This is a genomic window from Hydrogenophaga sp., assembly GCF_050250835.1.
In the GTDB taxonomy this organism is placed as follows: domain Bacteria; phylum Pseudomonadota; class Gammaproteobacteria; order Burkholderiales; family Burkholderiaceae_C; genus Hydrogenophaga.
In genome coordinates this window covers 79203-98286 of sequence record NZ_JBFWNX010000014.1, presented here as the reverse complement: position 1 = coordinate 98286, position 19084 = coordinate 79203, and the positions used below count along the sequence as shown (strand labels likewise).

Genomic DNA, 19084 nt, shown 5'->3' with positions numbered 1-19084 from the left:
TCAGGCGGCGTGCAACGTGCCGAGAATCTCATCGGTGTGTTCGCCCACCCGCGGCAAGGGACTGCGCACGCCAGGGCGGCGCCCGCCCATGAGCAGCGGCAGCAACACCACCTGGGTGGTCTCGCCGTCGCCGGTCTGCATGGGCACCAGGCCGCCGCTGGCGATCAGGTGTTCGTCGTGCACCAGTTCATCGGGCCGGACCACCTTGGCGTAGGGCAGTCCGGCGGCCTGCAGGCGGGCGCACATGGATTCCAGGTCCTGGTGTTGCAAGGTGTCGGCAAGCCGGCGCAGCAAGTCCGGTCGCACCGCCACGCGCTGCGCGTTGGTGGCCAGCGCAGGGTCGCTGGCGAGATCGGGCCGGTCAATCACCTGGCACAAGGTGGCGAACTGCTTGTCGCTCACCGCGCCAATGAAGAGTTGCTCGCCACCGGCCACCGTGAAGGTGTCGTACACACTCCAGGCCGAGACACGCGAGGGAAAAGGCGGAGGCACCTCGCCGGTCATCTGAAACTGCTGCATGTGTTGCGAAGCGAGAAGGCAGCAGTTCTCGAACAGCGCACTCTGGATTTCCTGGCCCAGCCCGGTGCGCTCGCGCTCGCGCAAGGCGGCCAGCACGCCAATGGCGCCAAACATGCCGCCCATGATGTCGTTGACCGAAGAGCCTGCGCGCAGCGGCCGACCTTCGGGGCCCGTCATGTAGGTCAGGCCAGCCATGTTCTGCACCACCTCGTCCAACGCCAGTCGGCTCTCGTAGGGACCGGGCAGAAAGCCTTTGTGCGAAACGTAGATCAGACGCGGGAACAGCGACCTCAACGCCGTGCAGCCCAACCCCAGCTTGTCCATCAGGCCGGGGCGAAAGTTCTCCAGCAGCACGTCGCAATCTGCGATCAGCTCTTTCGCCGTGGCCAGCCCCTCATCGGTCTGGATGTCGAGCACCACGCTCTTCTTGTTGCGGTTGAAGCTGCGGAAAAAGCCAATGCCCAGGCCCGGCAAATTGCGCGTCTTGTCGCCACCGGGAGGTTCGACCTTGATGACCTCGGCACCAAGATCGGCCAGGATCATGCCGCAGGTGGGGCCCATGACCATGTGGGTGAATTCGACGACGCGCACGCCTTCGAGCGGCAGGCCGGTGGGGCTGTGTTTCATGCGGTGGTTGCCATGTTGAAGGTTCGGGGAAGTCCGGCGCGCCAGAGAGCACCGTGGGTGGCCTCGCCTTCGAGCCAGGCGGCCACCCTGTGACGCAGCGCAAGCAGAGCCTCGATGTCGACGCCTGTGCGCACGCCGCAGGACTGCAGCATGAAGGCCAGGTCTTCGGTGGCCGCGTTGCCACTGGCACCGGGCGCATGCGGGCAGCCGCCGATGCCGGCCAGCGATGCGTCGAAGCGGCTCACGCCCAACTGCAATGCGGCGTAAACATTGGCCAGAGCCAGGCCGCGCGTGTCGTGGAAATGACCGCAGCAAAAGCGGTCTCCTGCGATGCGAAGCGCGCGCTCGAACAAACGGCTGACCGAGGCCGGATCGGCATAGCCCACGGTGTCGGCGAGACTCACGCGATCGGCGCCTGCGTCCAGCAGCGCCTGCATGAGGCGCAACACCTCGTCGTGAGAAACCTCGCCCTGCAGCGTGCAGCCAAAAGCGGTGCCCACACCTCCCTCGATCAGCGTCTGGCTGCCTGCGGCATCGCGTGCGGCGCGAATCTTCCGCATTTCCTGCACCACCTCATCGGGCGTCTTGCGCAGGTTGGCCAGACTGTGCGCGTGGCTCGCCGACAGCGGCAAGATCATGAGGTCGGCACCCGCCTGCAAGGCGTGCAAGGCGCCACGCAGATTGGGCACCAGCACCGAGACTTTCAAACCGGGCAGCGTCTTCGCAAAGGCCAGCACGTCGGCGGTGTCGGCAAGTTGGGGCAGGAGACGGGCCGGGACGAAGGACCCCACTTCGATTTCGCGCTGCCCGGCGGCAAAGGCGTCGCGGATCCACTCGCGCTTGCGCTCGGTGGGGAGCACTGTCTGGATGCTCTGGAGGCCGTCGCGAAGTCCGACTTCACGGATCACGGCGGTGGCGGGCAAGGGTGCGGTGGACATGGCTGCGCAGTTTATGATTTCCACAAGCAACATCAAGTGAGCATCTGGAAGCAGTTAAATTCCATTTCGGAATCTAAAGCAAGGGTTTGCCCCATGAGAGACCTGGACCTGAAAACCCTGAGGCTGCTCGTCGCGGTGTGCGACCTCGGCAACATGAAGGACGCCGCGGCGCAGGAGCACATCGAGCCCTCGGCCATCAGCAAGCGCATCGCGCAACTGGAGGACGCCATCGGCACACCGGTGCTGGTGCGCGGTCGGCGGGGTGCCGAACCCACGCCCGCCGGCCGCGCTCTGCTGGAGCACGCGCGCAACGTGCTTTTCACCATGGACCGGATCGAGGCCGACATGGCATCTTTCAAAGGCGGCATCAAGGGACAGGTGCGCCTGGTGGCCAGCGCATCGGCCATCGCCGAATCGCTGCTCGACGATCTGGCAGCCTTCATGCGCGAGCCTGCGCACCAGGACATCCAGGTCGACATCGAGGAGCGCTTCTCCAAGGACATCGTGAGCATGGTGCGCGAGGGCGTGGTCTCGCTTGGCGTGTGCTGGAGCAGCATCGACTTCGGTGGACTGGAATCGCGACCATATCGGCGCGATGAACTGGCCCTCGCCGTGCCCATGGGCCACCCGCTGGCGCGGCGCAAGTCGCTGCACTTCGAAGAAACCCTGGACCATGATCACGTCGGCCTGCAACCCTCCACCGCCGTGCACACCATGCTGCATCGTGCGGCCACACGTGCCGGCAGGACCATGCGCTACCGCGTGGTGGTCTCCAACTTCGACTCGGCGTTTCGGGTGGTGGGCGCGGGCCTGGGCGTGAGCGTGGTGCCGCACGAGGTGAGCCAGCTCTACGTTTCAGCGGGGCAGGTGCGCATCGTGCCGCTCCGGAACGACTGGGCGCACCGCGAATTTGCCATCTGCTACCGCCGCCGGGGCGACCTCACACCGGCGGCCGAGCGCCTGCTGGATTTTCTCGTCCAGCAGGCGCAGGACTCGCCTAAGCCAGGCTGAAAGGCAGCTCGCGCAGCGGCTTGCCAGTCAGTTGCGCGATGGCATTGGCGAACGCGGGCGCCAGCGGCGGAAGGCCGGGTTCGCCCACGCCGGTGGGCGCATCCGCGCTGGGCACGATGTGCACCGCGATCGAGGGCATGTCGGTGATGCGCGGCACGGCGAAATCACCGAAGTTGCTCTGTTCGACCACGCCGTCCTTCAGGGTGATGGCCGCGCCCGGCACGCACATGGACAGTCCCATCAGCGCTCCACCCTGGATCTGGGCTTCCACGCTCCTGGGATTCACCGCCAGGTTGCAGTGCACGCCGGCCGTGACCTGATGCAGCCTGGGCGCGCCGTCGACCACCGAGGCCTCGACCACGTAGGCCACCACCGAATCGAACGACTCGTGCACCGCCACGCCCCATGCTCGCCCCGCGCTCAGTGTCTTCTTGCCATAGCCGCTCTTGTCCACCGCCAGTTGCAGGGCCGCGCGGTGCCGCACGGCCTTGGCGTCCATGAGCTTCATGCGGTAGGCCACCGGGTCCTGTTTCGTCGCGCGCGCGATGTCGTCGATCAGCGTCTCCATGACGTAACCGGTGTGCGTGGAACCCACGCTGCGCCACCACAACACCGGCACGTTGAGCCTGGGGTGGTGGGCCGAGAGGCGCATCGGCACGTCGTAGGGCTTGCCCATGCCCTCGACCATGGTCTCGTCCACGCCGTTCTTCACCATCATGGGTTCGAAGAAGGTGCCCGCCATGATGGACTGGCCGACGATGACGTGGTCCCACGCCAGCACCTTGCCCTGCGCATCGAAACCAATCTCGGCGCGATGCACGTGCATGGGGCGGTAATAGCCGCCGCGAACGTCGTCTTCGCGGCTCCACACCGTGCGCACCGGCGCGGAGATGCCGGCGGCCTGGGTGGCTTTCGCGATGGTGCAGGCCTCGACGACGAAGTCGCTGGTGAGCAGGCCGCGGCGGCCGAAGCCGCCGCCGGCCATCTGCACGTTCATGGTCACCTGCCCAGGCTTCATGCCCAGCGTGCGCGCGGCCGCAGCCGTGTCCAGTCCGGGCATCTGGGTGCCGGTCCACACCGTGGCCTTCGCCGCTGCGCCGGTGCCGCTGATCTGCACGGTGCAGTTCAGCGGCTCCATGGGCGCGTGTGCCAGATAGGGAAACACAAACTCGGCGCTGATCTTCTGCGGCGCGCTCGCCAGCGGCGCCATGTCAGCGTCGTGCTTGATGCTGCCCGTCTTCGAGGCCAGTTCGCGGTAGCTGGCAAGCTGTTTCGCACTGTCCACCTTCTCGCGGCCAGTGTCGTTCCACTGCACCTTCAAGGCATCGCGGCCCTGCTTCGCGGCCCAGTAGCCATCGCCCACCACGGCCACGCCTTCGCCACCGTCGTGCAGGGGCACCCGCAGAACGGCCTTCACACCGGGCACGGCGCGCGCGGCGGTGTCATCGAGCGATGCCACCCGGCTGCCGAACACCGGTGGGTGCTGGAGCACCGCGGTGAGCATGCCGGGCAGGCGCACGTCCATGCCGAAGCCTTGTTTTCCGCTGGACTTGAGCTTCGCATCGAGCCGCGTGGTGGGTTGGCCGATGAGCTTGAAGCGCGACGGATCCTTCAAGGTCACCTGCGTGGGCACGGGCTGCTGCATGGCGGCGTCGGCCAGCGCGCCATAGCCCAGTTTCTTGCCACCCGGGCCGATCACGACGCCCCGTTCCGTGACCAGCGCCGTCACCGGCACGCTCCACTGCTTCGCCGCAGCGGCCAGCAGCATGGCGCGCGTGCGTGCGCCGAGTTCGCGGTATTGCGTGTAGGAGTGCTTTACAGCGGTCGAACCGCCGGTGATCTGCATGCCAAAAGCCGGGTCGTTGTAGGCGGGGTCCGCATTGCCGTGCACCGCCTGCACGGTGCTCCAGTCGGCATCGAGCTCTTCGGCCAGCACCATGGCCAGGCCCGTGTGTGTTCCCTGGCCGAACTCCAGCCGGTTGATGGTGACGGTGACCGTGCCGTCGCGCGCGATCTTCACGAAGGCGGCGGGCTGCTGGTCAGGCTTGAGGCCCGTGGCGACCGGCGTCGCCGTCTGCTGAGCCTGGACGGCGAAGGGATAGGCACCCAGCGCGAAGCCCGAGGCGGTGGCAACCTTCAGGAAGCTTCTGCGTGCGATGCCCTCGGGTGCCTCGGCATTCACCAGCCGATGCGCGAGGGCGGGCGGCAGGTGGGCGCGAATCTGGTCGGCGGTGTGGTGGTTCAAGTGCATGACTGTTCCTTTCAGGCCAGCGAGCGGGCCGCGTCCTTGATGGCGATGCGCACGCGCGCGTAGGTCCCACAGCGGCAGATGTTGCCGGCCATGGCGGCGTCGATGTCGGCATCGCTGGGTTTCTGGTTGGTCTTGAGCAGCGCGGTGGCGCTCATGATCTGGCCGCTCTGGCAGTAGCCGCACTGCGCGACGTCGGCCTTGACCCAGGCCTGGTGAACCGCCTTGCCCACGCGGTCGGATTCCAGCGCCTCGATGGTGGTGATCTTCTGCCCCACCACCGCCGAAATCGGCGTTACACAGGAGCGCGTGGCCGTGCCGTTCACATGCACGGTGCAGGCACCGCACAAGGCCGCGCCGCAGCCAAACTTGGTGCCGGTCATGCCCAGCGTGTCGCGCAGGGCCCAGAGGATGGGGGTGGAGCCGTCGGCGTCGACGCGCACGTCCTTGCCGTTGATGTTGAGCGTGGTGGGCATCGTGGTTTTCTCCTGAGGGGTGGTGAGGAAATCGGGGGATTTATGAATGAATGTTCATTCGTTTTTTGGGCGTGATCCAGGCTTCAACGAGCACGGTTTTCAGGACTTGATGCCGTCCCAGCACAACGAGAATGCCTGCGCCAGCGCGGCCTCGGTGTCGGGCAGATCACCGCTGCGCATCAGGCTGGCGGTGTCGCGCACGGAGCCAAAAAAATGCGCCGCCAGCATCATGGTCGGCACATTCTTCACGATCTGCTGTTCCCGCGCTTCATCAAAAAAGCGCAGGCACCCGGCCGCGAACCGCGCCGAGAACTGGCGCGATGCCTCGCTGAACCAGGGCGAGTTGTAGTACTGGTCCATGAACACAGCCTCCGGGCCATGCGCCAGCCGGTGCCTCAGCAAGCGCGTCCAGTTCAACTGAAAGCGCGAGCGAAACGGGGTACCGGGGTCGATGTCGACATCAATCAGCCCCACCAGCGCCCCCTTGACCTGCTCGTACAGCGCGTTGAGCAGCTCTTCCTTGGAGCGGTGGTACACATACAACGTGCCGGTGGCCAGGCCAGCCTCCCGCGCAATGCCCGCCATGGTCAACCCGCTCAGGCCCACACGCTCCACCAGCGCCAGGGTGGCACGGGCAATGGCCTGCAGTTTGTCGTCGTCTTTGGGTTTCATGGCGACGCGATCTTAAGCGAATGAATGTTCAATCGTCAATCGTTCGTTTCGAAGCCATGACACCGCTTGTACTTCTTCCCGCTGCCACACGGGCAAGGGTCGTTGCGGCCCGGCGTCGCCTCCTTGCGAACTGGCTCCACCCGCGGCCCGAGGCTGCGTCCGATCTGGCACAGGTCGTACACCGCCCAGATGGACGCGCCGAAATCGTTCAGGCGTTCGTCGCTCACGCTCGGCGGGCCGTCTTCGTCGTGCATGTTCACCGTGGGCTTGCCGGTGTCGTCTTCAGTGAGCGCCACGATGTGGTCCAGCGCCTCGTCGATCCAGGCGGCGGTGTCCTTGTCACGCGGGGGCGCCCAGTCGTCCGACCAGTTCTCCACCACGAACATGAAGCCCAGCGCCCAGACCTGGGCATAGGCGGGCAGGTCCTGATCCTTGAAATCGGCGCGCTCGGGCTCGGGCAGCGCGGCCACGGCGCCGCGCACGTCCATCAGTTCCGGGTGGTAGCTGCGCTCGTCTTCCAGCGTCTCCACGGGTGCGGCGAGCGACGCGACCACCTCGGCACTGCGCCGTGCCCACAAGGCCATGAAGCGTTCGTACTGCGCGGTGTTGGCGAAATGCGTGCCCTCGTCCTGCGGAGCGGTGGGCAAGGGGCCGGTGCCGAGCAGCACGGGCAGCCATTCGGCTGGCTCGATGGGGCGGCGCGTGCACAGCAACGCGGCCATGGCGCCTTCACAGAACTCCCATTGCGGCACCTCGTCATCGCGTGAGCGAAGGTCGTCGAGGATCTCGTCGAGGGCGTCGTAGTCGGTGTGTTCCAGTGGGGCGGGCGAGGTGTTCATGGTCGGCATCTTTATGATGGCCGCCAGTGTAGCCCCGCCACCTCCAGAGAAAGTCCGCATGCTCGAACGCCTCAACGCCTTCTATCCCGTCCGCTACACGGCGTTCGGCCTGTGTGTGCTGATCGCACTGCTGAGCCTGTTCACGCTGGTGGGCTTCGGCGTCGGGGGATGGTACTTCCTGCTGTTCGCGGGCCTCTCGGCGTTGGGCCTGTGGGACCTGCGGCAGACCAGGAGTTCGGTGCTGCGCAACTACCCGGTCATCGGCCACCTGCGCTTCATGCTGGAGAAGATCCGTCCTGAAATGCGGCAGTACTTCCTGGAAAGCGACAACGAAGCCACGCCGTTCTCCCGCAGCCAGCGCAGCCTGGCCTACGCACGCGCCAAAGGCGAGACCGACAAGCGCCCTTTCGGCACGCAGCACGACCAGAACGCCGATGGTCACGAGTGGCTGAACCACTCGCTTCAACCCAGCCACATCGCCACGCACGATTTCCGCCTCACCATCGGGGGTGCAGCCTGCGCGCAGCCCTACGAGGCCAGCGTGTTCAACATCTCGGCCATGAGCTTCGGCTCGCTGTCGGCCAACGCCATCCAGGCACTGAATGCGGGCGCCAGGCGCGGCGGCTTCGCGCACGACACCGGCGAAGGCTCGATCTCGGCCTACCACCGGCTGCACGGCGGCGACCTGATCTGGGAGGTGGCCTCGGGCTACTTCGGCTGCCGCGACGAGGACGGCCGTTTCAGCCCCGAGCGCTTCAAGGCCAACGCCATGGACGCGCAGGTGAAGATGATCGAGATCAAGCTCAGCCAGGGTGCCAAGCCGGGCGTGGGCGGCATCCTGCCGGGCGCCAAGGTCACGCCCGAGATCGCTGCGGCGCGGGGGGTTCCGGTGGGCGTGGACTGCATTTCACCGGCGTCGCACAGCGCGTTCTCAACGCCGCTGGAGCTGATGCATTTCATCGCGCAGTTGCGCGAACTCTCGGGGGGCAAGCCGGTCGGCTTCAAGCTCTGCATCGGCCACCCCTGGGAATGGTTTGCCATGGTCAAGGCCATGCTCCAGACCGGCATCACGCCCGACTTCATCGTGGTCGACGGCTCCGAGGGCGGCACTGGCGCAGCGCCGCTGGAGTTCACCGATCACGTGGGCGCACCGCTGCAAGAAGGCCTGCGCCTGGTGCACAACACGCTGGTGGGCGTGAACCTGCGCGATCGGATCAGCGTCGGCTGCGCGGGCAAGGTGATCAGCGCGTTCGACATCGTGCGCGCCATGGCCATCGGCGCGGACTGGTGCAACAGCGCGCGGGGTTTCATGTTTGCGCTGGGCTGCATCCAGGCGCAAAGCTGCCACACCGGCACATGCCCCACCGGCGTGACCACGCAAGACCCGGTGCGCCAGCAGGCGCTGGTGGTGCCGGACAAGGCCGATCGCGTCTACCACTTCCACCAGAACACCCTCAAGGCGCTGAAAGAACTGGTGCAGGCGGCCGGCTTGCAGCACCCGCGCGAGATCACCGCCCATCACCTGGTGCGGCGCGTGAGCGAGAACGAGGTGCGCCTGCTCGCCAACCTGCTGCCGAGCACGCCCGCCGGTGCGTTGCTGACCGATGTGGGCGCGCAGCATGCGGTGTTCACCACCTACTGGGGCCGCGCGAGCGCTGAGCGATTCACCCTTGGCTGATCGCCGTGGCCTCCACAAGCGCACCCTTGTCCAGCAACAGTTCGCGCAGGATGGAACGGTGGCAGCGTGATTCGTCTTCGCAGTAACAGCCCACGGAGAAATCGCTGTGGTGCGACAGTTTCGCCAGCAATTCAATGCTGCGCACGTGATCGGGCTCGGCCATTTCGGCGCGGTATTTGCGCGTGAAACCCAGCCACTGGGCCGGGGTGCGGGCTTCCTGGCCGAGCTTCATCGTCTCCACGCTGGGCGCCAGGTTGGGGTACCACACGTCGTACCAGTTGCCCGAGGCGAACTCGGACTTGGGCACGCCACGGGGCGGACGCCGCACGGTGCCGATGCGCGTGCCTTCACCCTCGATCCGTTCGCTGCCCAGTCGCACCACCCGAATGGCCATGTCCGTTCTCCTGGTTCCGAACTTCAGATGCGCGAGCCGTCTTCAAGGAAGCGTTCCTCGCGCTCCAACGTGCCTCGTGCGTCGTAGCGTTTGCGTCGCAGCAGCAGGCCGCGCTCGCCGTGTTCTTCCTCGCGTTGCAGCACACCGTCTTCGTTGAAATACCTCTGCCAGCCCCAAAGGCGCCCATTGCGCTCCTGGTTCACCGCAGCAGGCTTGCCGTTGTCCCAGAAGCTTTCGGTGGTGCGCTCCTGGTTGCGGCCTTCGCGGCGCAATTGCTGCCGCGCTTTGCGCTGTCCGTTCAGGTACCACTGCTCGATGTGCTGTTCGTAGCCGCCCGCCCAGGTACTCATCTGCGTGAGCTGACCGCTCTCGGCCCATTCGCGCGCTGTGCCCTCACGGCCTTCAACGCTGTTGGGATCGCGTTCGATGAAATCGGTCTCGGAGCGCGGCTGGCCCGACGCGTAGTACACGCGCTTGATGCGCCGGCCCTCTTTGAGCTCTTCGCTGCGCACGAGTCGGCCTTCTCGGTCCAGTACGGTCTGGCGCTGCATCTGGCCTTTGAGGTAACTCAAGGTACCCGACGGTCGACCCGCCTCGCGGTACAGCGTGACTTCGCTCGCACGACCGCCGTGCCCGCACACATCGCGATCTTGCGGCACCAGGGTCACCGGCGCACAACGCAGTTCACTGAGCGTGCCATCGGCCAGGTAGCCAATGGTGAGCACGGTGCGCCGGACCAGCGCAAAGCGCAATTCCTGGAGGTGACCGGCCTCGGCGAAGTTCTTTTGCACACCCACGGCGGTGCCGTCTTCCAGGTTTTCTTCCTTGCGCAGCGTGCCCTTGCCATCGAAGGTGCGCGCCACACCATCGCGGTTACCACGTTCGTTGATGCTGTACTCGCGGCGTTCGCCGTCGGCCAGCACCATGACCACCGGGCCCACGTAGCGGCCGTCGCGCAGCGTCTGGTCGAGCCGTCGCACCTGGCCGTCCTCGTCGGTGCAGCGCATCAGGCCGCTCTTGCCGGCGGTGGTGTTGCCGTTGGAGCGGCTCACGCTCTCGCCGTTGAGTTCGCAGCGCTGGATGGCGTGGGCGTTCACGCTGATCAGCGCAGCCAGGATGGCGGTCAGGGCCCTGTGGCTAGACATGAACAGGACTCCACTGGCGGCACACCTGCACGCCGACTCGCTCCAGACGCTTTGCCATGCACAACACCGCGTCGTCCTTGCTGACCAGCGTGGCACGCTGTTGTACGGCGAGGTCGATGAACTTCTGGTCGTCGGCGTCCTTGCAGGTGTAGGCGGCCTTGGGTGCTTCGGGTGCGATGCGAACGTGGCGGTCGAATTCGTCAAGCACCTGCTGCGCCGTGCAGTCCCTGGCCTGGAGCCGCCGGGCGATCTGCGGATAGGCGAGGACTCGTGCGAGCTCCTCGCGCATTGGCGCCGTGGCCAGCCAGGTGCCGGGCGCACCAGCCAGCCATTCGCGCAGCGGTGCGGTGGCCGGGTCCTGGAAGACGAAGAGATCGAGTGCGATGTTGGTGTCGAGCACCAGGGCGTCGGTGGTGTCTTTCATCGCTGCCATGCTCAAGTCTCGGGTACGGGCCTGGCCTTTCGGGCGAGAAGATCGAAGCGGAACAACCGGCATTCGATGGGACCATTCCACAACGGCACACGGCGCGATTCCTTGAAGCGCATCTTGCCCGGCAACTTGAGGTCGGGCGTGAGCAACCAGGCACTCCAGCCCGCGTAGTGGCTCTTCCAGTGCGTGGCGAGCTGGTTGAAGAACTCGCTGCCGTCTCCCCCATCGGCCATCTGCGCGCTTTCGCGGCCCTGCCCCACCGTGAAGGTGCGAGGCTCCCGACGCTGCGCGCGGGCGCTGGCATTCTCACCGGCCACACCAGCAGCCGCAATTCGCTCGCCGTACGGTGGATTCAACAGCAGCACGCCTGGTCGATCGCTCGGCGGCATGCGTTGCAGGGCGTCACCGCCGCGCAGTTCCACCGCGTGCGCCACGCCCGCGCGTTCGGCGTTGCGTTGCGCGAAATCGACCATGCGGAATGACACATCGCTGCCGAACACGATGGGCGCGTGGCCGGCGGGCCATTCGCGCTGCTGCTTCAGCGCGTCGTCCTTGATGGCCTGCCACACATGTGGCTGGAACGGCAGCAGCTTCTCGAAGCCAAAGCGTCTCAATTGACCGGGCGCGATGCGAAGCGCGATCTGCGCAGCCTCGATCACCACCGTGCCACTGCCGCAGCATGGGTCGTACAGCGGGGCCACGACGTCCAGGGGCTGCGCGGCACACGCGTCCCAGCCGGTGGCGGCGATCATGGCGGCAGCCAGGGTTTCCTTCAGCGGCGCATCGCCCTTGTCTTCGCGCCAGCCGCGCTTGAACAGCGGTTCACCCGAAGTGTCGATGTACAGGCTCACCGTGTCCGTGGTCACATGCACGTGGATGCGCACATCGGGCCAGGTGGTGTCTACGCTCGGGCGCTCGCCGCGTTTCTCGCGAAAGCGGTCGCACACCGCGTCCTTTACCTTGAGCGCCGCAAAGTTCAGGCTGGTCAGCGGGCTGTGCTGCGCGGTGATCTCGACCTTGATGGTCTGCGCGGGCGTGAACCAGATTTCCCAGGCCACATCGCTGGCAGCGCGGTACAGGTCCTGCTCGGAACGGTACTCACCGTGCCAGAGCTGCACCAGCACGCGTTGCGCCAGGCGGCTGTGCAGGTTCAGGCGCATCGCGTCCCGCCAGGAGGCGTTCACAGCCACTCCGCCACGCGCCTTGTACGGCGCCGCCTCGCCAGTGATGCGGCTCACCTCGGCGGCAAGCATCTCTTCGACGCCAGCGGCACAGGGGAGAAAGATTTGAAGTTGGTTCATAAGTGAGCGTTTCGCTGCCGGGCCGCCCCAAGGCGAAACAGCCCCCTCGGGGGGCAGCGACCCGCGAAGCGGCGGAGCATGGGGGCAAGGTTTCGCTGCCGGGCCGCCCCAAGGCGAAACAGCCCCCTCGGGGGGCAGCGACCCGCGAAGCGGCGGAGCATGGGGGCAAGGTTTCGCTGCCGGGCCGCCCCAAGGCGAAACAGCCCCCTCGGGGGGCAGCGACCCGCGAAGCGGCGGAGCGTGGGGGTCATAGCGCTTTACGCAGATTGGCGGGCGCGATGCGCAACGCCTCGCGGTATTTGGCCACGGTGCGGCGCGCGCACTCGATGCCCTGTTCGCGCAGCAGGTCGGAGAGCTGGTTGTCCGACAGCGGCTTGGCCGGCTCTTCGGCCGAGATGAACTGCTTGAGCAGCGCGCGCACCGCCGTGCTCGACGCGTTGCCGCCGGTCTCGGTGCCCAGCGAGGACCCGAAGAAGTACTTGAGTTCGTAGGTCCCGAAGGGCGTGGCCATGTACTTGGCGGTGGTCACGCGGCTGATGGTGGATTCGTGCAGGCCAAGCTCGTCGGCGATCTCGCGCAGCACCAGCGGGCGCATGGCCAGCTCGCCATGCATGAAGAAGTTGCGCTGACGCTCCACGATGGCGCTGGACACGCGCAGGATGGTGTCGAAGCGCTGCTGGATGTTTTTGATGAACCACCGCGCCTCCTGCAGGCGCTGCTGCATGGCCGCGTGGCCGGCTTCGCCGCCATTGTCACGGCCGCCGCGGTTCTGGCGCATGGCGTTGGCGTACACGTCGTGCACGCGCAGTCGCGGCATCACGTCGGGATTGAGGATGACTTTGAATCCGCGACCCGCACGCGTGACGATGACATCGGGCACCACCACGTTGCGCTCTACATCGACGAAGCGCCGACCGGGTTTGGGTTCGAGGCGGGCGATGAGCCCGAGAGCGGCGCGCGCAGTTTCGTCGTCGAGTCCACAGAGGTTGCACAGGCGTTTGACGTCGCGCTTGGCCATGAGCTCCAGCGGCTGGCTGCAAATGGCCAGGGCGGCGCGGGCTTCGGGCGTGTTGCGCAGCTCCAGAATCTGCAGGCGCAGGCATTCACCGAGATCGCGCGCGCCCACGCCAGCGGGCTCCATGTGCTGCAGCAGTTGCAGGGCGACGCCGAGCCGCTGTTCCAGCGCCTCGCGCTCTTCCTGCGCGGCGGGGTCGTTTTCCACCAGGGTGGACATGGCCGAGAGATGCAGCCAGGCGCTGGCCAGTTCGCCAAGGCTCTCCTCCAGATACCCGTCGTCGTTGAGGGACTCGATCAGGAAGTACAGGGCCGCTCGGTCTTCGTCAGACAGGCGCAGGCAGCGAGCCTGGTCGTGCAGATGGTCCTGCAGGCTGACCGGCGCTCGCGCGAGATCAGCAGCGCTTGCGGTTTCGTCGCCGTCGCCCGAACCGCTGTTGCGTGCCGGGGCGTCGCCACCCCACTCGCTGTCGTCGGGCGCCATTTCCACCGTGCCATCGCCCTCCCAGCTTTCTTCCACAGGGCTGGCACCGTCGAGCTTGCCCTCCAGCCCGTCGCCCTCGCCAGCGTCGCTGTTGGTGGAGCTGGCCTCGGTGGACGAGAGCATGGGTGCGGGGGCTTCGGGCGCCGAGGCTTCGGCGATCTGCTCGCCCGCGCTCACCGGCACGTCGACCTGCTCGAGGCCGAACGCCTCACGCTCGGCGGGTTCTTCGGTGCGCTCCAGGAACGGGTTCTCGTCCAGCATCTGCTCGACCTCCTGCGCCATCTCCAGTGTGGAGAGCTGCAACAGGCGGATCGACTGCTGCAACTGGGGCGTGAGCGCCAGGTGCTGCGAGACGCGAAGCGACAGGCCTTGTTTCATGTCTCGACCAAGCCCGACACAGAGAACGGGCCAACAGCCGGGCAGCCCCAAGGCAGGCCCCGCTCCCTAAGGGGGCAGCGACCCGCGCAGCGGCGGAGCGTGGGGGCAAGGTTTCGCCGCCGGGCCGCCCCTAGGCGAAACAACCCCCTCGGGGGGCAGCGACCCGCGCAGCGGTGGAGCGTGGGGGCACTGTTCATCACATGCGGAAATGTTCGCCGAGATACACCCGGCGCACGTCGGCGTTCTCGACGATTTCGGAGGGCGTGCCGCTGGTGAGCACATGGCCGTCGTTGATGATGTAGGCGCGGTCGCAGATCCCCAGCGTTTCTCGCACGTTGTGATCGGTGATGAGCACGCCAATACCGCGCGATTTGAGGAACCCGATGATGCGCTGGATCTCGATCACGGCGATCGGGTCGATGCCGGCGAAGGGTTCGTCGAGCAGGATGAAGCGTGGGTCGGTGGCCAGCGCGCGGGCGATCTCGACGCGGCGGCGTTCGCCGCCGGAGAGCGAAGGCGCGGGCGAATCGCGCAGGTGGTCCACATGCAGGTCTTGCAGCAGTGCGTCCAGGCGAACCTCCACAGCTTCGCTGCTCAGGGTCTTGCCCTTGTCGTCCACCTGCAGTTCCAGCACGGCACGAACATTTTCAGCAACGCTGAGCTTGCGAAATATGGAGGCCTCCTGGGGCAGGTAGCCCAGCCCCAGGCGCGCGCGGCGGTGGATGGGCAGGCCCTCGATGGACTGGCCATCCAGCAGGATCTGCCCGGCATCGGAGCGCAACAGGCCGACCAACATATAGAAAGACGTCGTTTTGCCAGCCCCATTGGGGCCCAGCAGCCCAACCACCTCTCCCTTGAAGACGGCAAGCGACACGTCCTTGACCACCTTTCGGCTGCCATAGGCCTTCTGAAGCCCGCGCGCCTCCAGCCGGCTGACGGCGGCGCCGGTGGATCGGCCCACCTGGGCGGCCGGCATCGCGGTCACTGGCGGCCCTCTTCGATCTGGAGACTCGGTCTCAGCGTAACGGGTGGCGTGGTCGCCGGCGAAGGCACCGAGCCGGCTGCCGCTTCCTTGGGCACCGGCGTGAGCATGGCCCGCACGCGGCCGGTGGGGTTGGCGGCGGTCCGGTTGGCGCTGCCGCCATCGACCGTGAACACGTCGGTCGCGTTGTTGTAGACGATCACGCTGCCGGTGGTCTCGTCGCTGAGTTGCGTTCCCTTGAAACGCTTCATGACCGCGTTGCCAATGAAGCGCACCGTGTCGGCACGGCTGTCGTACTCAATGCGTTGGCCCGTGCCTTCGATGAATTCATCCACGCCGTCGCGCTTCTGCCGGAAAAATGCGGGGCTGGCCGAGCTGCCAGTGACGATGCCGAACTGATTGCCCTGGCCATCCTGCCGCACTTCGACCACGCCGCCCCGGATCAGGATGGTGCCTTTGGTGATGACCACATTGCCGGTGAACACGCTGGTCTGGCGGGCGTCGTCGTAGCGCAGCGAATCCGCTTCGGCATTGAGTGGCTGGTTGCGATCGGCCTTCTCTGCCAACGCAGCGCCACCCCAACACAACCCCACGACCAGGCTGGCGACAGAGAAAACCGTTTGAAACCGATGTGGGAGGGCAAGCATGGAATTTAAGGGCACGAAACTTGCATTCATTGTAGCGGCGCAGACACCGCCAGATGGGTTGCGACACCGCTTTGTGCAAGCGAATCGGCATTCCGTGCAAAGTTTGTCAGGCGGGAGCAAGAAGCCTTCTCACGCCAGAGACACCGGGGACCCGGCTTTGCCGGGCGTCAGGTGTTGCCCCACTTCCAGGGGAGTGGCGCCGAGGGCGACGCGGGGGGTAGGGCGTCAGCCCTTCCTCGCTTCCACGATCAACGCGTCCGCCACCACCAGGGTGCGAGGACCCTGCCCGTTGAGGTAGTAGCGGCCGGCAACGCCCAGAGCGGGCGTGCCCTCCACACCGTACTCGTCCTGCAGTCTGGCGGCGCGAGCGGCCTTCTGGCCGGTTGGCTCGCTGTTGAACGCCTCGGTGAAGCGGGCGCGGTCCACGCCCTGTTTGGCCACCCAGTCGATGATGGCCGCTGGCGTGGTGAGGGGCAGGCGCTCTTCGTGGATGGCCTTGAACACCTGGGCATGCAGCTTGTCCACCAGATTCATGGACTCCAGCGAGTAGTAAAGGCGCTGCATGGGCACAAAGGCCGGGCTGAAGGCCACGGGCGTGCGGCGCACCACCACATGGGCCGGTTGTTTCTTGATCCAGGCATCGAAGATCGGTTCGAAGTTGTGGCAGTGGATGCAGGTGTAGGCAAAAAACTCGACCACCTCCACCTGGCCGGCGGTGCTTTGCACGGGCGCAGGACGCGGCAGCCGGACAAAGTCCACGCCCTCCTTGGGCCCGACGCGCTGGGCCAGGGCGGGGGTGAGCGCCAGGCCACCGACGGCGCCGAGCGCGGAGCTGGCCAGCAGGGAACGGGAAAAGACGCGACGTTGCATGAAATCAGACTCCTTGACTGCGCACGATGTGCAGCCCCGGTTGGGCCGGCGGCATCACCAAAAGTTCCTTCAGCGCTGGACGCGCACGAGCGCCGCTTCAACGCCGTTGACCTGGAGCTGTTCCTGGGTGAGATCGGCCATCGCCTTCTGGCTGAATGGCCCCACGCGCACGCGGTAGACGGTGCGACCCGACTGCTCGCGTTCGGTGATGGCCGCATCAATGCCGAGCATGGCCAGCTTGGCGCGCTGGGCCTCGGCATCGTCCTGCGATCGGAAAGCGCCGGCTTGCACGAAGTAGGTGAAAGGATCGGCGCCTGCAGGCTGGGGGGCGGAAGCAGCGGGCGCAGCCGCCGCAGCGCCCTGCCCCAGGCGGGACTGCACGAGATCGCCCAGCGGATCGGCCGCCGGTGCGGGCAGTGGCCGGCCATCGGCGGGGGGAACGACGATGGCGCCGGCCTGGCCCGCGGGTGGCGTGCCCGCCGGAGCGGGCGCACCGGCTGCAGGAGGCGTGCGACCCAGGGTGCTGTTGGGGTTCCAGCCTTTGTTGCGTTCGGCCTCCAGCGCGTCGAGGTCGGAATTGCGCGAGACGCCTCGGTCCACGAACGGGATCGGCACGCGCGTGACGTACACCGCGACGGCCAGCGCCACACCCAGACCCACGAGCAAGCCCACCACAAAGCCGATGAGCGTGCCGCCGAAGGTGCTGCTCGCCTGAGGGGATTTCTTTTTCATTGAAGGTTTCACCATCACATCTTCTGTGGGGCACCAACGCCCAGCGCAGCCAGACCATTGTGCAACACCTGCGCGGTGGCGGCGACCAGCGCCAGGCGCGCGGTTTTCACCGACTCGTCGTCCACCAGGATGCGCTCGGCGTCGTAGTAGCTGTGGTAGCTGGCGGCGAGTTCGCGCAGGTAAAAGGTCACGTCGTGCGGTGCGAAATCTCGTGCGGCATCGGCCAGCATGGCGGGGTACTTGGCCAGCAGCAGCATGAGGGCCTGCGCCGGCGCGCTCTCGAGCGCGGTCAGGTCGGCACCCCGGAGCGTGGCCACATCGCCGCCCCATGAAGCCAGCACCGAGCAGATGCGCGCGTGCGCGTACTGCACGTAGTACACCGGGTTGTCGTTGTTCTTCTGCACCGCCAGATCGACGTCGAAGGTGTATTCGGTGTCGGGCTTGCGGCTGAGCAGGAAAAAGCGCACAGCGTCCTTGCTGGTCCATTCGATGAGGTCGCGCAGCGTCACGTAGCTGCCCGCACGCTTGCTGATCTTGACCTCTTCGCCGCCGCGCACCACCCGCACCATGGTGTGCAGCACGTAGTCGGGGTAGCCCTGCGGAATGCCCACGCCAGCGGCCTGCAGACCGGCGCGCACGCGCGCAATGGTGCCGTGGTGATCGGTGCCCTGGATGTTGATGACCTTGGTGAAGCCGCGCTCCCACTTGGCGATGTGGTATGCCACGTCGGGCACGAAGTAGGTGAACGAGCCGTCGGACTTGCGCATCACCCGGTCCTTGTCGTCGCCGTAGTCGGTGGACTTGAGCCACAGCGCACCGTCCTGCTCGTAGGTCTTGCCTGCATCCACGAGTTTTTGCACCGTGGCGGCCACGCGCCCGCTGGTGTACAGGCTGGACTCGAGGTAGTAGTGATCGAACTTGACCGCGAAGGCCTGCAGGTCCAGGTCTTGTTCGTGGCGCAGATAAGCCACGGCGAACTGCCGAATGCCGTCGAGGTCGTTCACGTCGCCACTGGCGGTGAACTCGCGGTCGTCGGACTTGACGGTGTGTTTCGCCAGGAAGTCGTTGGCGATGTCCTGGATGTAGTCGCCGTTGTAGGCGGCCTCGGGCCATTCGGCGTCGCCGGGCTTGAAGCCCCGGGCGCGCCACTGCGTGGAGGTGGCCAGGGTACCGATCTGCACGCCCGCATCGTTGTAATAGAACTCGCGGTGCACCTGCCAGCCCTGGGTCTGGTAGAGGTTGCAGATTGCGTCACCCAGAGCGGCCTGGCGCCCATGACCCACATGCAGCGGGCCGGTGGGGTTGGCCGAGACGAACTCGACCATGAGACGCTGGCCATTGCTGTTCTGCTGGCCAAATGCGGCGCCGGCGCTCAGCACCTCGCGCACGATCTGCTGCTTGGCTTCTGGCTTGAGGCGGATGTTGAGGAAACCCGGGCCGGCGAGGTCGATGTCGGACACCCATTGCTGGTAGGCGGGTTGCGTCAGCAAGGCCATGCGCAGGTTCTCGCCGAGTTGACGCGGGTTCTGCCGGAGCGGTTTGGCCAGCTGCATGGCTGCGGTGCTGGCAAAGTCGCCATGCGCGGCCACCTTGGGCGATTCGAACGCGGCCCTGGCGCCTGCGCCGGGTGACAGCTTTTCCAGCTCGGCGGCGAGTCCATCGAGCAATTCCTGTTTGATCTTGAGCATAAGGGCGAGAT

General features: G+C 66.4%; 18 protein-coding genes. 2 read left to right on the top strand and 16 right to left on the bottom strand.

Annotated elements, in window-relative coordinates; genetic code table 11:
- Together AB7F11_RS16810 and AB7F11_RS16805 are read right to left on the bottom strand one after the other, a co-directional pair.
- Positions 1-1146 (bottom strand): CaiB/BaiF CoA transferase family protein, encoded by a 1146-nt coding sequence (locus tag AB7F11_RS16810; RefSeq protein ID WP_428290550.1) that lies wholly within the window; start codon positions 1144-1146, stop codon positions 1-3.
- Entirely contained in the window at positions 1143-2084 is a 942-nt protein-coding gene (locus AB7F11_RS16805) for a hydroxymethylglutaryl-CoA lyase (RefSeq protein ID WP_428290549.1), read from the bottom strand. The genes AB7F11_RS16810 and AB7F11_RS16805 overlap by 4 nt, the downstream gene beginning before the upstream one ends.
- Before the next feature lie 93 nt (positions 2085-2177).
- Between AB7F11_RS16805 and AB7F11_RS16800 the strand changes: the two genes are divergently transcribed.
- Positions 2178-3095 (top strand): LysR substrate-binding domain-containing protein, encoded by a 918-nt coding sequence (locus AB7F11_RS16800; protein ID WP_428290548.1) that lies wholly within the window; start codon positions 2178-2180, stop codon positions 3093-3095.
- Here AB7F11_RS16800 and AB7F11_RS16795 read toward each other — a convergent pair.
- From AB7F11_RS16795 to AB7F11_RS16780, 4 genes are all read right to left on the bottom strand, one after another.
- Positions 3082-5346 (bottom strand): molybdopterin cofactor-binding domain-containing protein, encoded by a 2265-nt coding sequence (locus AB7F11_RS16795; protein WP_428290547.1) that lies wholly within the window; start codon positions 5344-5346, stop codon positions 3082-3084. The genes AB7F11_RS16800 and AB7F11_RS16795 overlap by 14 nt on opposite strands.
- Positions 5347-5357: 11 nt before the next feature.
- Positions 5358-5819 carry a (2Fe-2S)-binding protein gene (locus tag AB7F11_RS16790; protein WP_428290546.1) on the bottom strand — a complete coding sequence of 154 codons (462 nt, stop codon included), beginning with the start codon at positions 5817-5819 and terminating at the stop codon, positions 5358-5360.
- Between the two features lie 99 nt (positions 5820-5918).
- Positions 5919-6491: a TetR/AcrR family transcriptional regulator gene (locus AB7F11_RS16785; RefSeq protein ID WP_428290545.1), complete on the bottom strand. Its 573-nt coding sequence runs from the start codon at positions 6489-6491 to the stop codon at positions 5919-5921.
- A gap of 35 nt (positions 6492-6526) precedes the next feature.
- Positions 6527-7339: a UPF0149 family protein gene (locus AB7F11_RS16780; RefSeq protein ID WP_428290544.1), complete on the bottom strand. Its 813-nt coding sequence runs from the start codon at positions 7337-7339 to the stop codon at positions 6527-6529.
- A gap of 49 nt (positions 7340-7388) precedes the next feature.
- On the opposite strand from AB7F11_RS16780, the gene AB7F11_RS16775 reads away from it, so the two are divergent.
- Positions 7389-9008, top strand: a complete 1620-nt coding sequence (locus AB7F11_RS16775) for an FMN-binding glutamate synthase family protein (RefSeq protein ID WP_428290543.1) — start codon at positions 7389-7391, stop codon at positions 9006-9008.
- Here the strand turns inward: AB7F11_RS16775 and AB7F11_RS16770 are convergent.
- The 10 genes from AB7F11_RS16770 to argS all read right to left on the bottom strand — a co-directional run bounded on the left by AB7F11_RS16770 (position 8995) and on the right by argS (position 19073).
- On the bottom strand, positions 8995-9402 hold the full coding sequence (locus AB7F11_RS16770) for a DUF488 domain-containing protein (RefSeq protein WP_428290542.1): 408 nt from the start codon (positions 9400-9402) through the stop codon (positions 8995-8997). The two genes, AB7F11_RS16775 and AB7F11_RS16770, sit on opposite strands and share 14 nt — an antisense overlap.
- A gap of 23 nt (positions 9403-9425) precedes the next feature.
- The gene (locus tag AB7F11_RS16765) at positions 9426-10547 is read right to left on the bottom strand and encodes a hypothetical protein (protein WP_428290541.1); all 1122 of its coding nucleotides are present in this window, start codon (positions 10545-10547) and stop codon (positions 9426-9428) included.
- The gene (locus AB7F11_RS16760) at positions 10540-10980 is read right to left on the bottom strand and encodes a PIN domain-containing protein (protein WP_428290540.1); all 441 of its coding nucleotides are present in this window, start codon (positions 10978-10980) and stop codon (positions 10540-10542) included. Before AB7F11_RS16760 ends, AB7F11_RS16765 begins: the two co-directional genes overlap by 8 nt.
- 2 nt (positions 10981-10982) lie before the next feature.
- Positions 10983-12278, bottom strand: coding sequence for a THUMP domain-containing class I SAM-dependent RNA methyltransferase (locus tag AB7F11_RS16755; RefSeq protein WP_428290539.1), 1296 nt, complete (start codon positions 12276-12278; stop codon positions 10983-10985).
- Between the two features lie 247 nt (positions 12279-12525).
- Positions 12526-14154 carry an RNA polymerase factor sigma-54 gene (gene rpoN, locus AB7F11_RS16750; protein ID WP_428290538.1) on the bottom strand — a complete coding sequence of 543 codons (1629 nt, stop codon included), beginning with the start codon at positions 14152-14154 and terminating at the stop codon, positions 12526-12528.
- A gap of 196 nt (positions 14155-14350) precedes the next feature.
- Complete coding sequence (gene lptB, locus AB7F11_RS16745) at positions 14351-15130, bottom strand: LPS export ABC transporter ATP-binding protein (RefSeq protein WP_428290571.1); 780 nt, start codon at positions 15128-15130, stop codon at positions 14351-14353.
- A gap of 5 nt (positions 15131-15135) precedes the next feature.
- The gene (gene lptA / locus AB7F11_RS16740) at positions 15136-15783 is read right to left on the bottom strand and encodes a lipopolysaccharide transport periplasmic protein LptA (RefSeq protein WP_428290537.1); all 648 of its coding nucleotides are present in this window, start codon (positions 15781-15783) and stop codon (positions 15136-15138) included.
- A gap of 225 nt (positions 15784-16008) precedes the next feature.
- A complete protein-coding gene (locus tag AB7F11_RS16735; RefSeq protein ID WP_428290536.1) occupies positions 16009-16653 on the bottom strand; it encodes a thiol:disulfide interchange protein DsbA/DsbL in 645 nt (214 codons plus the stop codon).
- Between the two features lie 69 nt (positions 16654-16722).
- Entirely contained in the window at positions 16723-17385 is a 663-nt protein-coding gene (locus tag AB7F11_RS16730) for an SPOR domain-containing protein (RefSeq protein ID WP_428290535.1), read from the bottom strand.
- 14 nt (positions 17386-17399) lie between these two features.
- Positions 17400-19073 (bottom strand): arginine--tRNA ligase, encoded by a 1674-nt coding sequence (gene argS / locus AB7F11_RS16725; RefSeq protein ID WP_428290534.1) that lies wholly within the window; start codon positions 19071-19073, stop codon positions 17400-17402.
- Positions 19074-19084 lie beyond the last annotated feature (11 nt).